General features: G+C 45.7%; 19 protein-coding genes and 2 pseudogenes. All 21 read right to left on the bottom strand.

Annotation, left to right across the window (positions count from 1 at the left end; translation table 11 throughout):
- Positions 1-58: 58 nt before the first annotated feature.
- Positions 59-553, bottom strand: coding sequence for a GrpB family protein (locus AZ66_RS07265; RefSeq protein ID WP_044354234.1), 495 nt, complete (start codon positions 551-553; stop codon positions 59-61).
- A gap of 132 nt (positions 554-685) precedes the next feature.
- A pseudogene (locus AZ66_RS07270) lies at positions 686-871 on the bottom strand (efflux RND transporter permease subunit); the annotation flags it as partial.
- A 31-nt stretch (positions 872-902) separates the two neighbouring features.
- Positions 903-1625, bottom strand: a complete 723-nt coding sequence (locus AZ66_RS07275; RefSeq protein WP_021257640.1) for a thioesterase II family protein — start codon at positions 1623-1625, stop codon at positions 903-905.
- Positions 1626-1682: 57 nt separating this feature from the next.
- Positions 1683-2498: an inositol monophosphatase family protein gene (locus AZ66_RS07280; protein ID WP_044354236.1), complete on the bottom strand. Its 816-nt coding sequence runs from the start codon at positions 2496-2498 to the stop codon at positions 1683-1685.
- A gap of 298 nt (positions 2499-2796) precedes the next feature.
- Positions 2797-3186, bottom strand: a complete 390-nt coding sequence (locus tag AZ66_RS07285) for a DUF350 domain-containing protein (protein ID WP_021255924.1) — start codon at positions 3184-3186, stop codon at positions 2797-2799.
- Positions 3183-3863 (bottom strand): hypothetical protein, encoded by a 681-nt coding sequence (locus AZ66_RS07290; RefSeq protein ID WP_044354237.1) that lies wholly within the window; start codon positions 3861-3863, stop codon positions 3183-3185. The genes AZ66_RS07285 and AZ66_RS07290 overlap by 4 nt, the downstream gene beginning before the upstream one ends.
- Positions 3863-5053 (bottom strand): glutathionylspermidine synthase family protein, encoded by a 1191-nt coding sequence (locus AZ66_RS07295; RefSeq protein WP_044354238.1) that lies wholly within the window; start codon positions 5051-5053, stop codon positions 3863-3865. The genes AZ66_RS07290 and AZ66_RS07295 overlap by 1 nt, the downstream gene beginning before the upstream one ends.
- On the bottom strand, positions 5053-5754 hold the full coding sequence (locus AZ66_RS07300) for a hypothetical protein (RefSeq protein WP_044354239.1): 702 nt from the start codon (positions 5752-5754) through the stop codon (positions 5053-5055). Before AZ66_RS07300 ends, AZ66_RS07295 begins: the two co-directional genes overlap by 1 nt.
- Before the next feature lie 28 nt (positions 5755-5782).
- On the bottom strand, positions 5783-5992 hold the full coding sequence (locus tag AZ66_RS07305; RefSeq protein ID WP_021257645.1) for a hypothetical protein: 210 nt from the start codon (positions 5990-5992) through the stop codon (positions 5783-5785).
- Positions 5993-6223: 231 nt separating this feature from the next.
- Positions 6224-7456 carry a hypothetical protein gene (locus AZ66_RS07310; RefSeq protein ID WP_044354240.1) on the bottom strand — a complete coding sequence of 411 codons (1233 nt, stop codon included), beginning with the start codon at positions 7454-7456 and terminating at the stop codon, positions 6224-6226.
- On the bottom strand, positions 7414-9240 hold the full coding sequence (locus tag AZ66_RS07315; protein ID WP_044354241.1) for an S-layer homology domain-containing protein: 1827 nt from the start codon (positions 9238-9240) through the stop codon (positions 7414-7416). Before AZ66_RS07315 ends, AZ66_RS07310 begins: the two co-directional genes overlap by 43 nt.
- A 322-nt stretch (positions 9241-9562) precedes the next feature.
- Entirely contained in the window at positions 9563-9793 is a 231-nt protein-coding gene (locus AZ66_RS32445; protein WP_231586768.1) for a hypothetical protein, read from the bottom strand.
- The gene (locus tag AZ66_RS07320) at positions 9763-11298 is read right to left on the bottom strand and encodes an ABC transporter ATP-binding protein (RefSeq protein WP_231586769.1); all 1536 of its coding nucleotides are present in this window, start codon (positions 11296-11298) and stop codon (positions 9763-9765) included. Before AZ66_RS07320 ends, AZ66_RS32445 begins: the two co-directional genes overlap by 31 nt.
- The gene (locus AZ66_RS32450; RefSeq protein ID WP_231586770.1) at positions 11291-12067 is read right to left on the bottom strand and encodes an ABC transporter ATP-binding protein; all 777 of its coding nucleotides are present in this window, start codon (positions 12065-12067) and stop codon (positions 11291-11293) included. The genes AZ66_RS07320 and AZ66_RS32450 overlap by 8 nt, the downstream gene beginning before the upstream one ends.
- Positions 12015-13064 carry an ABC transporter transmembrane domain-containing protein gene (locus AZ66_RS32455; protein ID WP_052648429.1) on the bottom strand — a complete coding sequence of 350 codons (1050 nt, stop codon included), beginning with the start codon at positions 13062-13064 and terminating at the stop codon, positions 12015-12017. Before AZ66_RS32455 ends, AZ66_RS32450 begins: the two co-directional genes overlap by 53 nt.
- Before the next feature lie 80 nt (positions 13065-13144).
- Entirely contained in the window at positions 13145-14206 is a 1062-nt protein-coding gene (locus tag AZ66_RS07330; RefSeq protein ID WP_442950276.1) for an ABC transporter substrate-binding protein, read from the bottom strand.
- A gap of 251 nt (positions 14207-14457) precedes the next feature.
- Positions 14458-16320 carry an S-layer homology domain-containing protein gene (locus AZ66_RS07335; protein ID WP_231586771.1) on the bottom strand — a complete coding sequence of 621 codons (1863 nt, stop codon included), beginning with the start codon at positions 16318-16320 and terminating at the stop codon, positions 14458-14460.
- 13 nt (positions 16321-16333) lie between these two features.
- Complete coding sequence (locus AZ66_RS32460) at positions 16334-17200, bottom strand: hypothetical protein (protein WP_231586772.1); 867 nt, start codon at positions 17198-17200, stop codon at positions 16334-16336.
- Positions 17201-17541: 341 nt separating this feature from the next.
- Complete coding sequence (locus AZ66_RS07340) at positions 17542-18057, bottom strand: hypothetical protein (protein ID WP_028532267.1); 516 nt, start codon at positions 18055-18057, stop codon at positions 17542-17544.
- A 116-nt stretch (positions 18058-18173) separates the two neighbouring features.
- Positions 18174-18701, bottom strand: coding sequence for a GNAT family N-acetyltransferase (locus AZ66_RS07345; RefSeq protein WP_021257651.1), 528 nt, complete (start codon positions 18699-18701; stop codon positions 18174-18176).
- Positions 18702-19090: 389 nt separating this feature from the next.
- Positions 19091-19316: pseudogene (locus AZ66_RS32465) on the bottom strand (ArsR family transcriptional regulator); the annotation flags it as partial.

Consider the following 19316-nt stretch of genomic DNA (forward strand, 5'->3'; position numbering starts at 1 on the left):
GAATCACTTCCCTCTCTGATCTAAGAGTTATTCGAACGAAAATCCTGGATTACCTTCTTCACAAATGCTTCTTTCCTGCGGTGTAAGCGAGTTCATCATTGCTGTATAACACTGCGAGCCTCTGCTTTAGCTCGACATATTCTTGTGCAAGATTCGGGTTGGCTCTTAATTGGTCTCTGAATATAAGTAGCGCTTTCCATTTCTCGCTATTATGAGCAACGACGTGCAGAAAGTGAGTCTTAACCAGATTTTCGAGGCTTGAAAATTTGGCATACACGACTTCGTCCGGAAGCTGTACCTGTAGTCTGTAATATTGATGCTCCCTCAGGCGTTTATCATTAAATGTTGATATGTCCCCTAGATCGTTTAAGCCGACTGCTATGTCCACGATCGGTTTCGCCTGAATTCCGATTGCCGTACTTCCCACATGCTGAATGTCAACCACACGCTCGCCCAATATAGGCGTGAGGATCGCTTTCTCTTTATGAAAAGATTCAACATAATATGGATCATAATTATGAATATGGACAATTCCTTTCGGAAGACCCAGCATTGTTTCATACCCCCCGCTTCGTTCTATTCTCATCACAACAATAACGCGACCCGGACTTAGATAGTATTATCTCAAGTCGGGTCGCGTCCCGCTGTTTCATATTCCACTATTATACAACAAATTCGTTCTCTCTTAGAAACTTTCTTCGATAAATTTCCGTTTACGTCCGGTCATCAAATATAGCACCGGAACGAAGATAAGCGTCAGCAGTGTTGATGTCGTTAAACCTCCGATAACCGTGATGGCCAATCCACCGGAAATCAAACTTGTCGTCGAATGAGACAAAGCCAGCGGCATCAGCGCCAAAATGGTATGATAGAACATGTATGGTGGTATATGCATTTCCGGTTCAGTATTGTCTAGCGAGCGTACGTGTTAAGGTACGATTCAAGATATCCGTTACTTGCACGGTCTGTTCGTTAATAAAGAAATGCCCGCCTGGAAGCATATGTACGGTGCAATCAGCCGAGCAGTGCTGCTCCCAAGCATGCAAATCTGGCAAGGAGATGGCATCCTCTTCCCCGCTTAATACAGAAATATTGCAGGAAAGCTTGCCCAGACGCTCTTCATATTGATACAAATCCACAAGTCTGAAATCCGTCCTCAATACGGGAAGAAACAGCGTTAAAAGCTCTTTATTCTCGAGCAACTCTTTGGGCGTTCCCCCTAATCGAATAATCTCATCCAGAAACTCATCGTCCGGGAGATCGTAATATTTCGTCCGTCTGCTTTCGATATGCGGTGCTCTACGCCCGGAGAAAAAGATATGCTCGGGCTCGGGTCGCTTCAGCTCCGATATTTTGTGCGCGAGATCATAAGCAATCCAGCTTCCCATACTGTGCCCGAATATCGAGTAGGGGCCTTCATCAAGCTGACTTTCGATCTTGCGATACACGTCTTCGATCATGTCTTCGAAACTGTCATAGAACGGGGTTCCAAAATACTTGCCTCTGCCTGCCAATTCTATGGGGATCAGTTCAATGCCCTCTGCCATATGGGCTTTCCACTTGTTATAAATCATGGCAGACGCTCCTGCATACGGGAAACAAAATAATTTCATCTCTGGCTTCATCTTTACCTCCTAAAATATATAGCTTTATATCTATAAAAGCATTGATAACAATTGAAGTTACGGTCGTGCTGGCACTGACATGCCCGTTCGCACCATTCGCAACAGCTCTTGTTCATGGTCTGGATGACAAGCAATAAGGTATGGCTCTGAGTTCATCCCAGTAAACGGTTCTCCATGGAAATCAATGACGGATCCTCCCGCTTCCTTAACCATCAGAATGCCTGAATACAAGTCATCTCCTTCGGAATTGTACAGCACGATTCCGTCCAAATCTCCCTTGGCAAGCATGCACCATTGCAAGGTTGGAGCCCATAGACGCATCATTCGCTTGCATCTTGTGTCAATATAATGGCGCAAGCCAACTGCGGTAGGATCCTGCTGTACCTTATGGCCTTGAATCCAGCCAATATTCCCTTTGTGCAAGCTAGGACAACTCTTCACTTGCATTCGCTGGTCATTGCAAAAGGCTCCATTCCCAACTGCTGCGTGAAATAGTCGATCCGTCATCGGCTCATACACTACACCCACAACCGGTTCTTGTTGATACATAACGGTAATGGAGCAGGAGAAGAGCGGCATACCAATTGCAAAATTATTTGTTCCGTCCAGCGGATCTACGAGCCACTGCCAATCGCTGCTGGCTCCAATAATCCCTGCTTCCTCACTATGGATTTGATGATCAGGGAAGGCAGCCTGTATCTCCTTTACAATGATTGCTTCCGCTAATAGATCAGCCTCTGTAACGACATCTCCATGCTCATCCTTCATTTCCACTTGCGCCACTTGATCGAACAATTGCTTAATCGCCTGTCCAGCTTGTCGAGCCGCCTTGATTGCTACTTCTCTAGCATCCTGAATGACAAGTTGATTCACGATATAACCTCCCCCCGTAAGTAGGATGAATAACTACATGACCACTACTATATTCCCGACTAGATGTGCATAGTTGATCACTAACTATCTCGATTCATCTTCCATATCTTGTATACAGTTTACTAGGTTCGAGTTAACTAGGCAATTCTTAGATACATCATGTACAACATAATCATTTCGTAAATGAAGGTGCCATTCCTTGCCTTGAGACAACCACACGAAAAAAAGACTCCCTTCTATAGAACAAATGTTCATGTTCCTAAGTTACTAATCAGGGAGTCTTTGTGTACACAAGCGATTATATGATTAAACTGCTAATAGCGAATCCCATGCCAATGTATAGGAAGCACAATAATATGCCAACTGCAGTATTACGATTCTGCAACTGCTCAGCTACACTCATCTTCGGAGTAACGAGATCAAACAGCAAATACGTTGCGATCAAACAGATGTATCCAACGCCAAACCATAGTGCCATATGGATAATGGATGAGTTCGTAAAAGCCGACACACCGAGCACAATTGCCGTGCCCATGAACTTGCCGCCCATCGCAAGCCCTACTGCAACATTGCCCTTCTTCAATTCTTCGAAATCATTAAATGGCGTCAGCACGCTGAACACATACATGCCGATAAATTGTAACGCCATGATCGTGAGAATACTGATCAAAATATTCACAAATATCATTCTGCCCACCCCCGAAATTTGGCCATCGCTAAATCATAGTCCACAAAATCATGAACTTCCTCCAGCATCACGCTGACCTTTTTCTTGTTTTTAAACTTCTGATATCGCACGTCATCAATTGGCTGCTTCACCGTATGTCCGGATGGAAGGGTGATCACGGCGAATTGACGGAGTTTACCCTGGTACTCGGTTTTGTACACACCCACTAATTCAACCTCGGCCTTCAAGTTGAGCTTGAGCTCCTTCAAATCTCTCTCGGCCGCTTCCTTGGATGAGTACGATTTAATCGGTTCCCATGACGACAAATTAATATCGTTGCCCTTCTCGTTAATAGGGAGCATATTAGCTGTCATATACTTGAGCGTCCATACTTGATCACCTGTCGCATAATTGTTGTCATTTGGCAGCAGTTGATTATCCGGCAGGATGGTCATATCTCCTCCGATAATGTCTCCTACCTTAGCGCTCTCTATCTTATAATCCCATGGTACTGTTGCTGTATCTAATTCTGTAGAAGTGTCGTTACCTTCAGCTCCGAGATTAATAATGTACACAAAGAAAATAATTAGACAAGCAAATATCCCTAGCACAAGCAGATTGTTAATCGTTCGTTTCTTTTTTTGCTGCTGAACACGAATGTCGTGATTTCGACTCCCGCTATTTCGATTCAGGCTCATTATTTTTTCACTCCAATCGCTATGAAATGGCTGTTATTCCCGGTAATAAGCCCACCAACTCTGCCAAGTATCCCGCATGGCACCCCGTTGATGACGAACACACCCGTTAATAAATGAAAGGAGCCGTTATGCAAATCCACTTGTGCCATTTCGGCACGTTTTTGAAAGACTCTGCTGAAGAATCGACTTGTATCAAATCCATCCTTATCTTCGGTTTCTATATTTCCTTGCGAATCAAATAGCCGCACAGAACCACCTTCGCGGCCGAACATCGACTTGGATACATAGCTTCCGTCAAAGACAGCTTTGTTGTACGTTGGCAGCATGTAATGCGCAATAACTGCATGCTCTTCCTGCGTGAACATTTCTGAGCCCAGTTCATGAATCGCCCAGATAACCGCCTGAAGTCCCTTCGATTGCAAAATGATCGCATGCGGTGAGTTCAGTATCGTTGTATACCCATTTTCAATGGAATAAGCAAGCGCTTCTCCACCTTCGTCAATGGCCATCCATTCCTTCGGGTACAGCGCGAACAGACTGCGTATCGTCTGCTCTTCTACCTTCAGCGCCCCTTGATCCACCCATAAATCCAAGCAATCGATGCATCGTATCGGCAGCTCCGAATGCTTAACGAGCATGTCAATCGTACCCGAATCTTCTGCATGCTCACCATAACCTACACATGCAGCATATTCAGGCGGATTACTCGCCCAAGCTTCCTTCACTCGCTTCGACATTTCACTATTCGGTGTCTCAAGTCCGTACTGCTTGCACATCCACGGTGTAGCAACAGCTGCTTCTACATACCCCGTTGGGGTATCTGCATTCAACTCCAACAGTTTAATCGATCCATTATGATCGATAGCAAAATCAAACCGAGCATAGTGACTCAGCTTGCCTATTTCATTAGGCTCAATCTGCTCCAAGCCGTCCCATAACACTTCCGGAATCGAGAGGAGTTCATAGAGGTCTCTGCGACCGATAATAAAACGGGCAGCCTTGTCAAAGATGCTCCACAGCTTCGCCGACACCACATGCAGCTCCTGGCTCATGCCCGCATTGATTGCAATGACCTGATCTACCCAATATTGTTCCTCTTCGATATCCGCCCAATTGAATCCAATCTTCGCCAACTGCGCGACGCGTTCTGCTCGATTCGGATGCGGCTGACCGATGACTTCAAATCCCATTATCCGCCGAACCACCCTCCGCTTTTGGAACCGCCTGACGAACTAAAGCTGCTTGATTTACCGCCGATTCCTCCAGGCGACGAGGAACTTGATTTACTTGATCCAACCGACGATCTGCGAACAATGGAACCCGAGCCGTTCGATGTAGTTGGTCGAACCCTCGAATTCACGACAGGACGATTCTGAAAACTATCCGAGGAAAACGATTTCGTACGATATGGCGAATTCGTCCTCGTATCATACACGCTTCCGCCTGAAGACCAACTCGTAGAGGAATACGCGCTTCCTCGATTGAAGATCATGTGATAGAGCAGCATGTCATCCCAGCCAAAACCTCCGTGATGGACGTAAGTCGTATGAGATGACCCTCCTCCTGACGAGCTGCCTCCTCCAGATGATCCGCTGCCAGTGCTCCCGCTAACACCACTGTCTTCTGATTGTTTCTCCTCAGGTACTGGGATGTTCCAGTCCATATTGGCATCGAAATACTGCTTTACTTCCTCTGTCGACCATTCAACCAGCTTCGCCTGATCAGACGGTGCTGCACTCTGTTGACCCATCGCAGACGGAACCATAAGCAGATTGGCGGCGAGCGCAACGCCCAAGGATGTGCTTAATACCTTGAGCGGCTTTGCCGAAGTCGCACAGGATTCAGTCGTCTCTGGACTTGTTGTCTTCTGCTCCTGTTCATTTCGTTCCATTAATCCTTCCCTTCTTTCCGGTATATTTTCAAGGCTTTCGAATTGACTCAACGAGCAATTCAAAATTGCCGGTGTTCACATTCAGCCGGCCCTCCAGCATCTCATATTCCGCATCATTCACGAGCAAATAATTCGCATGTTCAAGCAGTTGCACCATACTAGTAGTCCATGCACGCTCGTCTATTTTCACCAGTTCTCCTGAAGACGTTTTTTCAAGAATTAGGATATTTGATTGCATGACACATTTCTCCCATCTTTAATGATGAAATAATCCTCTTTAGCTTACCTAGTATATCATTTTAGCGTACGAATTGTAGACAAGAACCTCCATCTTGCACGTAAAAAACCGCTCCAAAGTAAATGGGTACTCAAGTCCATTTTACTTTAGAACGGTTCATTTGATGTATCGTGAATGAAATGTTATCAAGCTCTTCGTATCCTAGATTTAATATTGCTTAGTCTAGTTTTTCTAACCCCAGCCTGGAATGACTTCAACAGTGACAAGTTCACTTGGTTCGTAACCATATCCCTCTGCAAATACTGTAAAGCGAGATATGCGCTCAAGTATTCTTCTTTGAATAAACATATTTGCTTTTCCTTGTGCATCTGCTCCTCGTTGATCTAAAATATTTCCCTTATCGTCCATTGCAACTACAATTGCAAAAGGAATTGTATCCACACTAAAGGTTCCCTTATAACTATATACAGTATCCACAACTGTTGGCTTTGGAGTAACATCGTTTATAGGAATTATCGGTACCGAGACAGATTCGCTCTCATAAAGCCCTTTCTGCAAGGAAGACACAAAAATTTCTTTATTAAACTGAGCGTTTTCACGAGTAAGGGAGAAGTTGGCTTTTCCGTCGAAACTACTCCATTCTGAATCGATGACCATTCCAAACTTATCTTTCAGAAAAATTATTGAATATGGATCAGATTGAGCAGTAAGCATACCACCATTCTCATAAACTGCAGCTGTGACTACCGTAGGTGTTTTAGTTTTAGTAACAGATGAAGGCAAAAGCTTCACAATCAGAGATTCGCTTTGCCATTGCCCTCTGGCAATAGCGTATATTTCAAATTCGTCTCCAGGTTGATAAATGTCGTTTGATTGGATATGAAACGTCCCATCAGTTCTAAACATATATCCTTCTTGGCCATTAAGAGAGTGGACTATGAGCTGAGCTCCAGGGACTGTCGTACCAGTGAAAATAGGATTCACATTATAAACATCACTAGAAATTTTTGGTGCTTCTGTTGTTTTCGAATCTAGTATCTTTACTTTTATAGGTTCACTTTCCTCTTTTCCGAAAGCATCTGCTGTAACTAAAATTTCCCGAAGACCTTTTGTTGTCGGTAATCCATCGCTAATTCCGCCTGTCTCTGAAGCATAAAATTTCCATAACAAAGTACCATCAATATTCTTAATCCTAATTACTGAATAAGGCTCTGATTGACCTGAAATTAAATAATCTGCTCCATTAATTTCATTAGGTACAGTTGGTTGTTCTGTTTTTCCTGATATCGGTAGTACATTAATATAAGCAGGCAAACTCTCTTTCTTAGCTACTTTTTTTGCTGTAATCATTAACCGCTCGCGTAGCAACAGTTGATCAGAAGAAGAGAAAATAGTATTGAAATTGCCACGATAATCCGTATTTACGGTTCTGATGAGCTCTCCGTTTTCTGCATACAACTGCACAATCGCATTTGGTTCCGATTTTCCTGATATCGTCCCTCCATCACTATAAACAATCCCCGTAACTGTTGGAGTGGTAGCCCTCTCAGCTGCTTGAACCGTAATTGGATAAGCTTCACTTTTTTCTTTTTATGTCCATTCACAAATAAATAAATATTATCTCCAGGTTGAAGTTGACTACCATCAAAAGAAAAACGAAGATTCTTATCACTATCATAGTATCTCACGTTAGTTTCTAATGCTTGATGTTTGCTACTAGTAAACGTAAATTGGGTATACTTCGGTGCTTTTAAATCAACATAGCTTAATCCATCGTACACAGCAGCAGTAACAACGGTAAAATCGGTTTTTCCTTTGACTGGCTCTACCTCAATTTCAGTAGGTTCGCTAACCGAAAGCCCTTTGAACATCGCGTAGACTTTTAGTGTTTCATGTGGAGCTAGGGAACTCTCTAGAGCAAGCGCACATACCCCATCCACCACAGCGTCAGATTCCTTGCATTCAATGACTGAGCCATCTTGCTTCATTACAATCATATCTTGCAGTGTTGCTGCAACTTTTGAAGTTCCAATAATTCCGCCATCTTCATCAATATAACCATAAATCTTGGCACCCGAAGGATTTCTACCTTGCTTCACGGTTTTTTGTAGTGGTGAACTTACTTCTTTGCCATCTGCCTTAGCTGTGATTTCTATCGTATCTCCGCCAGAAATCGAGAACATATGGACATTCGGGATATCGATTGTAAATTCACCATTTGCGTTCGATTTTTGTTCTGCGATTACCTTGCCTTTATGACGAATGGACACAGTAGCATTTTTCTCAGTAGATCCTGTAATTTGCGTGCCCGCTACATTATAGATTTCTTCCGTAACAACAGGAGTGAGTGAAGATGTCTTCGGTGTTTCCCCGTTATTTCCTGAGGATCCGCCGCCCCCACCATTTGAGCCTCCACTTCCTGCGCCACCGCCTGAACCACTGCCTCCTCCGTTATTGGTTCCATTGCTGTTCGTAGCAGGCGGTGTTGTCGTGCCTTTATCATTTGTACCTGGTTTTGATTCCTCGGATGAACCTTTTGCTCGCTCCAAGTATGTAGACTTATTCGTCATCATTTCGTTTGTCAGCAAAGCAATGGCTTGACGTTCTGCCGCCGCCTTTGGTTCGAAGCGAATCGTACCATTTCCATTATCGATTCCTTTAATAAATCCAATACGCAATGCGATTTGGATCGTAGACTTGGCCCACTCAGAAACTGAGTTCCAGTCCGATACTGCTTTATAATCCTTCTCCTCAACAGACTGAGTATGCAAGCTTAGTGCGCGAATAAATAGAACAGCTAATTGCTCTCGCGTTACTTGATCTTGTGGAGAAAATGTACTAGCAGATGTTCCTTGAATAATACCTGCTTTCACAAGCGCACCTACGAAGCCAGCATACCAGCTATCCTTAGGCACATCCTTGAATGCTTGAGCAGAGGTTTGATCTGGTGCAAGACCCAGTGCAAGAACGATTAATTTTGATGCTTCTGCACGTGTAATTACACGTTGAGGATAAAACTTCCCTTCCCCTTCTCCAGCAACAATGCCTGCGCGCTGCAAGTTTACAATTGCGTCCTTGGCGTAGGAGTTATCAATGTCCCGAAAAGATACTGATTTTTCTTCTTTTCGGGATTCTTGCGCAGCGACGCTGTTCGATAGCCCTCCAAATGCAGAGACAAATCCTAAAGCACAGACGAGCATGATTGATATTTGCCGCAGCGTGCTTTTCCGTCGTTTCTTTGCTAGCATAATGTGATAGTTACCCCTCTCTTTTTATAAACCTATCATTAGGTATAATTACACAACTTAGTATACATGTTTCATAGAAGAAGAGGAATATTTTCTCTTATAGTTCAAGGTGTTTTAAGAAGTTAACACAATAAAGGATGCCTAAGAAGCCTGCCTTAACGACTTCATAGACACCTCTATATGACATGACGAAATCATATTCTAATCAATCTTAGATTTACATATCTTAAGTGAATCTCTTGAATCTCTTTATGAACCTTTCCTTCTCCCTATTCTTCTCTTCCCCCTATTTGTCTAATCACACCAACTATTTCCCCCTACTTCAACTTCCATCTCGCCCTATCTTCCAGCCGCCAATCTTCTGCTGCTCTTGCCAAAGGCAATGATACGTGCCTGCTTGCGCAAGTAATTCTTCATGTGTGCCTTGCTCCGCAATCCGGCCCTGCTCGACCACAGCAATGTTATCCGCTCCGCGGATTGTCTTTAGACGGTGAGCAATGACGAGCACCGTCTTGCGCTGTGTCAACTTGTTAATCGCGCGCTGCAAATGCATCTCGTTCTCCGGATCCAGAGAGGCCATCGCTTCATCCAGAATGATGATTGGTGCATCCTTGAGAATGGCTCTAGCGATAGCAATTCGCTGTTTTCTCCTCCTGACAGCATTGCTCCGCCTTCTCCAGCGATCGTAGCGTAACCGCGTGGAAGCTTCATAATGAAGTCATGGCAATAAGCCTCCTTGGCCGCTTCCACCACTTCCTCATCCGAAGCGTCCAGCTTGCCCATTCGAATATTGGCTGCAATCGTTTCATTGAAGAGATATGGCTGCTGCTGCACCGTACTAATTCGGCTTAACAGCTCCTCGCTTCTTATCGCACGCACATCTACGCCACCAATTTTTACAGTTCCCTTCGTCACATCCCAATAACGTGACACCAAGCCCGCTAATGTAGACTTACCTGCACCGGAAGGCCCAACGATAGCGGTCAGGCTATTTTCAGGAATATGCAAATGAATATCCTGTAACACTTTAGCATCCCCGTGACTGAACGATACGTGATCAAATTCAATCTCGTATGATTGCGGAAGTTGGGGCTGTGCAGACTCTACCAATGGCTCCTCTTCAAAAATGTCCCTGATGCGCTCCCCTGCAGAGGTCATATAGCGAATTTGAATCAGTGAAGCGCCTGCCGCACGGAGTGGCTGATAGAACTTCATGCTGACAACCAGAAAAATGAGCAGCACAGAGACGTCGATAAAACCGCCTTCCAGCAAGTAGCAGCCCACCATAAGCAGCAGGATAAACCCAAGCTCCAGCACGATGGAGAACAGCATGACAACAGGCGAAGTCATTGCCTCCACTCGTATACTGTCATCTCGCAGCCGCGCCATGGCTTGATCCAATCTCCTGAAACGCTGGCCAGTTTGATTGTGAGCCTTCATAAGTCGAATCGTCTGCACATATTCCAATAGACGCGAGTTCACAGCCACTGCTGCCGATTGCCGCTGCTTGCTGCGCTTTGCCATCACCCGCTGCGACCAGAATAATAATGGCAAGGCGAAGGGCACGGATACAAATACAGCGAGCGCTAATCGCCAATCGACAAGCAGCAGGAACAGTGCGCTTACGATAGGCAGTGTAATCGCCCCGATAAATTGATTGAACAGATGCGTCAGAATCATTTCCACTTCATCCACATTTGCCAAGAGCGTGTGACTAATATCCCCCTGATCCTTGCATGAAAAGTACCCCATCGGGAGCTTGCGCAAATGTTCGCCTAGGCGCAGCCGCACATCCTTCATGATCAATGCGCCTGTGCGCTGCGCATCGATCTGTCCCAGACTCGCAAATATCGCTTGTACGCAAAATAACAGCAGCAGAATCGCCAGCCACCAGCCAATCTGCCAGGGCGTAGGCGTACCGTTGAACAAGGAAATCAATACTACGAATAGCAGCCCCATTGGAGCGGCATTTGCGACCATTTCCACGATGGTGAAGAGTGTGGCTCGCGTGAATAAAGCTCCCGAACGACCGGTTATGAAGCGTATTGTGTCAAACATAGGCCCCGTCCTTCCCTTCCAGCGACCAATCGTCCGCTTCGCGATGCGCCTTCCACATGCCGGCATACAGCGGATTGTGCGCAAGCAGTTCGTCATGCGTGCCCATGCCGGATACGCGTCCATCCTTCAACACGACGATGCAATCGGCATCTGTTATCGAAGACAGTCGATGTGCGATCACGATGACTGTCCGTTGATGCATCAGTCTGCTCAGCGCGTCCTGAATTTTCGCTTCATTTTCCGCATCTGCGAATGCAAAGGCTTCATCTAAAATAAGTATCGGAGCATCCTTCAAAATGGCACGTGCGATTGCAATGCGCTGTCGTTCTCCGCCGCTGATGTGCACGCCGCCCTCTCCAATCAACGTATTGTAGCCGTTTGGCATCGCCATAATGAACTCATGAGCCTGCGCAGCTTGAGCGGCAGATATCAGCTCATCGTCCTGAGCTTCCTCTTTTCCCATGCGCAAATTAGCTGCTACTGTATCACTCACGACGGGAACATCCTGAAACACAAACGACACCATATCCATCAATTGCTCTGGTGGGATCGAGCGGATATCAATCCCGCCAATCTGAATCGCTCCACTTGAAACCTCGTAAAAACGTGCGATTAACTGAACTGCTGTTGACTTGCCCGCTCCTGAAGGCCCAACGAGTGCGGTCACCTTACCATGCTCTGCCGTAAAATGAATGCCTTGCAGCACTTCCCGGTTCTCATACGCAAACGTGACATTTTGAAAGGAAATATCGAATCGGGTGGTTGGCATGTTCCCCGTGCAGACGGTCATGGAGGATGACAGCTCCTCTTCTGCTAACAGCTTGAATACGCCGAACCCCCTCCATGTTGTTCTGCATCATATGGGCCAAAGTAGAAATCTGTCGCAGCGGTGCAGTTAATCCGACACCGAGCAGCAGGAACAATGCAAGCACAGGGAAGGTCACATATCCTTGACCGTACATCCAAGCTCCCAACGGCATAATAAACAGCAATCCCGATTCCAATAGAAGCAGGAACAGCGTATACAGTGGCGTTTTTTTGCGCGCAATCTCCCCCCACAGTGCTGCATAGCTTTCAACAGAGTTGCGATAGCGGGCGAAGGAATGTACGGTTTGATTAAACGATTTAATGACAGGCATCGCATGGACAAACTCAACAATTGCGCCGTTCATCGTTTCCGATAAATGATGCATTTGTTTCATATCCTCTGAGCGTCTTCCACGCAAAAATATAATGCCCTGAACCGCATAAGCTGCTGGAATCGGCAGCAAGGCGGCGATCGCAAGCCTCCAGTCCACACTGAATAAGTATGCTATCATTAACAATGGTGCCACAAGGGAAGCCGTCAAATCCGGAAGATGGTGAGCGATGAAAGACTCAATTCGCTCCACATCATCGGCTACGATTTTTTTTACACGTCCTGAGTGTTGTTCACTGAAAAAGCCAAGCGGCAGTTTGCCGAGCTTATCGATCAAGCACACACGCAAATCATAAAGCACATGAAATGCTGCGGCATGCGCCAGCATCGTCGAAGCCCCCATCAAGATGAAGCGCAGCAATATCGAAATAAAGGCCATAAGAATGAGACAACGTATGCCGTGCCACTCCACAGTCGAGCGCAGCAAGAGATCCGTGATGCGGAACACAAGCACGTACGGAACCAAAGCAAATACAGCGCCTGTCGCGGAGCAGATACAGGAGGCGAATAGTTTGACGCGCTGCTTCTGTACCAGCCGCAGCATAAACGGCAATGGTGTCGTTGCCATGATGCAGCATCTCCCTTCCTTATTCCAAACGTCAATCTAAAACGAACAGCGAATAACTGGAACTATGGAGCCATCTAATCTTACTGATCCTTTTTCCCCATAGCTTGCATGATCTCTTCGATCCCGTCGATCTTCGCCAATGCCATTGGCCCAGGCAGTGAAGGGTCTGCAAGCTCATACACCCGGTTGTTCTTGACGGCATTCATGCTGTTCCACACCTTGCTGATCTTCATCGCTTCCCTAACACCGCCTTGGATCGGTTTCTGCCAGTTATTGATGACGAACAAATGATCCGGGTTCAAGGCAGCAAGGCTTTCGAGCGTTATTTGTCCGTTCGCTTGTGCAGCTTCTACCGGCTTCAATCCAAGTCCCTTATAGAAGGGATCAAATCGACCGTCATTCCACATGACAAACATCTCTTTGTCGCTATACATCGTAAATAGAACGGACTCATACTGGCGGAACGCCAGTTTTTCCTTATACTCCGCGCTCTTGCGATCGAATTCCGCGAGCACCTGCTCAGCCTTCTCCTCCTCGCCAATGACTTCAGCAATTTGCTTCAGCGTTTCTCGCCATTCTCCAGCCTGCGGAAAAATAACCGTCGGGGCGATCTGCGACAATCGCTCATACTGCTCCTTCATATCATCTGCCGCGATGATCAAATCCGGCTGAACCGCCAGCAGCTTCTCGAGATTGGTCTCCATACCCAAGTCCTGAATTCCTTTGCCTGCGATTTGCTTGCTCAAGCTGGGGAAATTCCGCTCGATAATTTCAATTCCTTGACCGGCAATCGGATACGTGTCCAATACGGCCATATAATCGACAAAGGATATATAAGGCGTTGCGATCTTAAGCGGCTTCGCTTCCACGATCGTCTTGCCGGACAAATGTGTAATCGTTCGCGGGTACGCTGCCGCTGATGCTGCTTTATTGCCCGCAACTGTCTGCTGTACCACTTCTTTCTCTTTGTCTGCATTTTCCTTGACATCATTGGCATCATGATTGCCGCATCCTGCAATCAGCAGCAGACATGCACATAACATTACCGTGAATCGTTTCATTGTTTTCATCTTCTCTACTTCCCCTTTGCGAGTTCTAAACTGATCAATGACAATAGTGAGAACCATTATCAATAGAATCATGTTACTACCTTCCGTTTCTTCCTGACCACCGGCAGACGGAGTAAGATGGCGGTTGTACGGATAAACAAGCAATAAAAAAACCGCTCCTAGTGGAGCGGTAAGTATGGAACCATCAGTATGGAGCGGTAGCAAGTCGAGATCGAATCATTCAAATACGACGAACTTGTTGCTCTTTTCTCTAATAGCTGCTAGAAGTTATCTAGATAAACGACTTATATCGAAGCTGGTATCGCTTGTAAGTCAATGCAGGATTATAGCTGTAAATAAAGACGATACAGCATTCGTGCGGCTTCCCCGCGTGTAACCGCCTCTCTTGCTTTAATCTGTTTATCGGCGGGAACATCGATCAAGCGCTGCTTCACCGCCAAGGACATCGTTGGCTTAGCCCACTTGGATACCGTTTCTTTATCTACAAATCGATTTAAGTACTCCTCCGGATTCGAAGGGTAAAAATAATGCTTCCTCTCATGCAGGAATCTTGCGCCAATAGCGGTCATTTCTTGCCGCTCTATCGTACGATCCGGCTTAAAGGTTCCGTCAGGATAACCTTCAACGATATGATTTTTTTCGGAAGAAGCGATAAATGGATAATGCCATTGCGGCGGCTCCACGTCCGAGAAGCTTTCCTTCGCCGTTTCATCCATAGCGTTAAACACTTTGACCAGCATCGTCGTGAACTCTGCACGGGTTAGCAGAGAATCGGGCATAAAATTGCCGTTGCCTTTTCCAGAAACGATTCCTTTGGAGCCTAAAAACTGCACCGCTTGCATCAACTCTGGATCTCTTCCGTTCATATCCGGGAATGATTTTGAATTCTCCTCTACAAGATAGGTTCCAGAACGATTAATTTCTGCTTCCATGCCGTTTTTGGACGGATTATACTTCCCACCGATCGGCTCCTTTGCTTTCCCATTCACATAGAACATACTTGTATTTGTCGCATCGATTTGACTAGTAGGAAGAATGAGCTGAATATTACTTGGTATGCCCGAAAGCTCCTGCCCTTGCTCATTTAGAAATTGAATGCGATATCCGCCGTTACTCTCTTTTACAAAACGAATGACGATAACCGGCTGCGATTGGAACAGTCGCTCTGCGTTCGCAACATTGAATACGAGTTTCGCATCCCCTGCATGAACGGTAATATAGTCAATATCCTTCCGGCCCACTAAGCCTTCTTTATTAAGCTTGAACACATATTCATTTGGATTGGACAAAGTCACAATTTCCGCATTCACAATCAGTTCTCTCGCAAGTGTAATCTTATTCTCTGATAGCGTCTGCTGTATTGCTGACTTCTCCTTAGACGCATTTCCAGCTAAACGTGCAATCAGCTCGGATGTGATCACAAACTGGCCGTTAACAGGAGTCATCTTCTCAGTGCTTGCGGCGGAGATCACAAGCTCTCCTGCTTGTGTCAATCCTTCCACCATAAGCGGATTCTGCTTGTCAATGTCAGGAAGCGAACGGACAGCTGTGAGATACGTATTGGACTGCATGCTGCCACCCACGACATACAGCAATACATAAGTCGTCTCATTCGGTACACCAGGTCTGCTTATGGTAGCGCGCACAATGGTTTGTCCCGAGTTGATCGCTTTTACAACCGGTACACCATTCACATTGGCCAGGGTACCAATGCTCGGATCGTCAATGGTATACGTAATCTGAGTCCCGGGAACCACGTTGGTTGCGATTATCGGCTGTTGTCCGCCAGGCTGCAGCATCGTTATAAATGGATAAAGGCTGATTTCAGGCGATGTTCGTTTTTCTGGCTGAACTACTGCCTCAGGACGCTTCCCAGTTGGTGTCTCTGTTGTTCCAGTACGTTCGCCATTCGGTGTTTCTGTTGTCCCAGAACGAATGTCAGCTGCCGTGCCTTTCGTGAACACAACAAGCTTTGGCAAGGAAGCATAACTATTATCCCACGCCCACAATGTCTGGTCCTTTTTGAACGCATAATACCATGTAGAATATTTGTCCCGGTGCTTAAGGTATATGGTAGCGATATCCGTAAGCCCGGGGAATACTTTATCATCGTTGTACACGGACCAAAGCTGATCATTCGTTTGTAAAGAATACATGGTGTCAATAAATTGATCTAGCAACATCATGCGCGACATCATGCTAAAACTCAACCATAGCCCGAGCGCCTGTTGCTTGGTGTATTTGCTTGGGAATCGCTTCAGACTCATACGCAGGCCAGGACCAGACCGTTCCATCTTGCTTGAATGCAAAGTTTTCATAACCGCTTAGCTGTATATTGACGATATTGACAAGTCCTTTGATCTGCTCGGGCCCTTTGTTTTCAGAGATATAATCCGGAAGGTACGAACTTGTACTCCACCTCCATACCGAACCGTCTTTCTTAACCGCGTATACCAAACCGCGCGCAGAATTTATGGATGCGACATCATCAAGCAGCTTGGATTGAATCGGAGTCGACGTGGCATCGCCTATTTCGCTTCCCCAACTCCACACCGAACCGTCTGATTTTAATACGAACAAGGTCTTGAATTTATAGCTGTCGAAAAAATCGGCGACGATTGAAGTTACGTTATCCAAATCTTTGATGGGCGACGGAGTATTCATAGGGCTATGTATAATAGTGGCGTCGGCTTCGCCAGTTTTTGAGTCCCAATACCAAACGGTTCCGTCCTTTTTTAACGCAACGTAGTTAATAATATCTCTACCGTCTATCTCACGCGATTTGTATCTAAATTGCTTCACATCCTGCAAGCCCGGAATGTGGTACATTTCACCTACATAGAAATCTAAAGTTTCTAAATAATCTTTGTTCAAGACCCAAGTCCAAATGCTACCGTCCTTTTTGTCCAGTAACACATTCTCGTCAAGAATGTCGTAATCCTCGCCGATACGTGTATATTGCTGTTCGCTAACAGTACTTCCACTATTCACTTTGGCTTGCACCGAACCTGAATGAGCCGTGAGGGTTAACATAAGGCATAGCAACGCTGAAATTAACCGTTTCATTGTCGACCTCCATTAGAAATATGATTGTATCTCAATGCTGCCTTCCGGAGTTCCCAACAGCAAGCCGATTGCCTTCAATTTCGTTTCCCCCTTTTTTTTCTATATGTCTTACTATCCTTTCATCGGTTTATAGCTGCTTTGATTTCACTTTTTCCTGAATTTTTCATATATGTTTTCAAAAAGAATGAACTGAAAAAGTGCCGGCTAACACGCCGGCACTGAATCATTACACCCAATCTAACGAGCATCGCGCAATACTTTCATCTTCAGGCTTATTTGAGTTTGCCCCTTGTCGTGGAAATAGTGATTGTTCAATAAGATCTGACTTTCCCGCTTTCCGGCTATGCAATAATCTGACAGGCGATCCCTGTGTACGAAACGAAAAAATCTTCTTCACTTATCACCCGACAATAATCGAAATCCGACGTATACCAAGGATCTAGATAATAAAAGTGATTCTCTTCTTTCCGAATCAGTACTACCCAGTGGGCTTCCGTTTCGCAATCGTCTTCATCCTCTTCCTCCCTGTCACGTTCCACCGAAACCATAGCCATAATCGGGCCGTCGAGTAAGCAAGCTTCCCATTCTTCCTCGTAGAACGACATTCGAAACGGAATATCCCGCTTGTATAGGAACCGAAACACATCTTCCGGATATACTCCAATTTGCGGATCCGTTTCCTTGTATCCCTTTTCCAAGGGAGGAACCGCCAAGCGCAGCTCATCTGCCAGTTGCACAAACGAGAACCCCAAGTTCATCTTGTGATAAGACAACAACATCATCATGCTCGCTACTCCGCAAGCAAAGCGGGGATAATAGTCTTGCTCATTCTGGCTCACAAAGAAACTGTGCTCCAAGATTCTACACCCTCCAAATAACCATTACGTCGGGCTCAAAACCGTCCACGGCTCTGTGACGGTAGCAAACGTCAAGCAGACCTTCGTGTGCAATACAGCGATCCTGCTGCGTACCACTATAGCGTAATCAGCATATGGATATCCTTCGGCTCTTTCTGGAAGAGCTCAGGATCTACTTCATCCGTCAACTGGCTGCCATTGCTCTTGTAAAAGGATACCGCCGAGCGAGTTTCCGTTGAAGAAACATAGAGGTGCTTTGCGCCCCTTTTTCTCGCTTCTTCCGCCAACTCATTCATAATGCGCGATCCGATCCCTTGTCTGCGATGAGTCCGAGATACATACATGAGATCAACCTGAAGCTGGTCGTGCTGCTCCCCGCGCCATTGATGAGCCAATACGCCGAAGCCTACTAAGGTGTCTCCATCGAAAGCACCAACGGCCATACCGCCGTTCTGCAGTTCGTATACATATCGTTCTTCCATCTCCTGCAGCTGCTCGATGTCCCAATTCGGACATTCGTGGTTCGCATGGATTTCCGTCATCTTGCCGTCAGTCATCTCATAAATCAGCTCAATATGCTCCGAGCGATCGATTTCCTTCAATTTGTCCACTTGAGCTTCCGTCATTACTTGATAGTTTATCATTGTACTTCCTCCTATTTTTGCGTGAATGTGTCATTCCAAATCGCTTTTCATCAGCTGGTATAACCAACTGCGACTTATCATGCGGCATTCAGGCAAAATGCAGGACGGGCAGCCATAAGAATCCTGATTCTACAATTATGGATTACCCATTCACCTCCCTCTTAGATGCTAATCTATCATTGCAATGACGCTATTAATGCAATTGTTCTACTACTTGGATGCAGATTGACCGCAAAAGGTTTCCGCAAAACATCATCCATTATTATACATCCATTCATGCGCTAATGATAGTGTCATAATTCGAAACATGCCGATGTTATAGAGTTAAATATGAAGGTAACAAAAGAGCATGCTCGAAAAGCCTGTTAGGGAAGCTTTATTGCACATGCTCAATTATCGATATTACATTTACGAATTGGCGTAATGCGATAACTGCACACATTTCCGCCCTCAGCCATACATGCTGTACGCTCTACTTGAGCTTGGAGCAAGGAGCGGAATAATTGAAGCTCGCATCGGCAGGCATGGACGTACCTGCAAGCAACTTTTGAAATTGGACAGTTCTTCTCTTCAAAGGAATAAGAGCCGTCTGCATTCGGATGCACGTTTGCCATA

Origin of the sequence: Paenibacillus sp. E194, from assembly GCF_000935845.1 — a bacterium.
Classification (GTDB): Bacteria; Bacillota; Bacilli; order Paenibacillales; family Paenibacillaceae; genus Paenibacillus_B; species Paenibacillus_B alvei_B.

Coding starts and splice junctions, on each gene's coding strand:
- AZ66_RS07265 (WP_044354234.1), bottom strand. CDS start 553: ATGCTGGGTCTTCCGAAAGGAATTGTCCATATTCATAATTATGATCCA.
- AZ66_RS07275 (WP_021257640.1), bottom strand. CDS start 1,625: ATGAAGCCAGAGATGAAATTATTTTGTTTCCCGTATGCAGGAGCGTCT.
- AZ66_RS07285 (WP_021255924.1), bottom strand. CDS start 3,186: ATGATATTTGTGAATATTTTGATCAGTATTCTCACGATCATGGCGTTA.
- AZ66_RS07290 (WP_044354237.1), bottom strand. CDS start 3,863: ATGAGCCTGAATCGAAATAGCGGGAGTCGAAATCACGACATTCGTGTT.
- AZ66_RS07295 (WP_044354238.1), bottom strand. CDS start 5,053: ATGGGATTTGAAGTCATCGGTCAGCCGCATCCGAATCGAGCAGAACGC.
- AZ66_RS07300 (WP_044354239.1), bottom strand. CDS start 5,754: ATGGAACGAAATGAACAGGAGCAGAAGACAACAAGTCCAGAGACGACT.
- AZ66_RS07305 (WP_021257645.1), bottom strand. CDS start 5,992: ATGCAATCAAATATCCTAATTCTTGAAAAAACGTCTTCAGGAGAACTG.
- AZ66_RS07315 (WP_044354241.1), bottom strand. CDS start 9,240: ATGCTAGCAAAGAAACGACGGAAAAGCACGCTGCGGCAAATATCAATC.
- AZ66_RS32445 (WP_231586768.1), bottom strand. CDS start 9,793: ATGCATTTGCAGCGCGCGATTAACAAGTTGACACAGCGCAAGACGGTG.
- AZ66_RS07320 (WP_231586769.1), bottom strand. CDS start 11,298: ATGTTTGACACAATACGCTTCATAACCGGTCGTTCGGGAGCTTTATTC.
- AZ66_RS32450 (WP_231586770.1), bottom strand. CDS start 12,067: ATGCCAACCACCCGATTCGATATTTCCTTTCAAAATGTCACGTTTGCG.
- AZ66_RS32455 (WP_052648429.1), bottom strand. CDS start 13,064: ATGGCAACGACACCATTGCCGTTTATGCTGCGGCTGGTACAGAAGCAG.
- AZ66_RS07330 (WP_442950276.1), bottom strand. CDS start 14,206: ATGATTCTATTGATAATGGTTCTCACTATTGTCATTGATCAGTTTAGA.
- AZ66_RS07335 (WP_231586771.1), bottom strand. CDS start 16,320: ATGATGTTGCTAGATCAATTTATTGACACCATGTATTCTTTACAAACG.
- AZ66_RS32460 (WP_231586772.1), bottom strand. CDS start 17,200: ATGAAACGGTTAATTTCAGCGTTGCTATGCCTTATGTTAACCCTCACG.
- AZ66_RS07345 (WP_021257651.1), bottom strand. CDS start 18,701: ATGATAAACTATCAAGTAATGACGGAAGCTCAAGTGGACAAATTGAAG.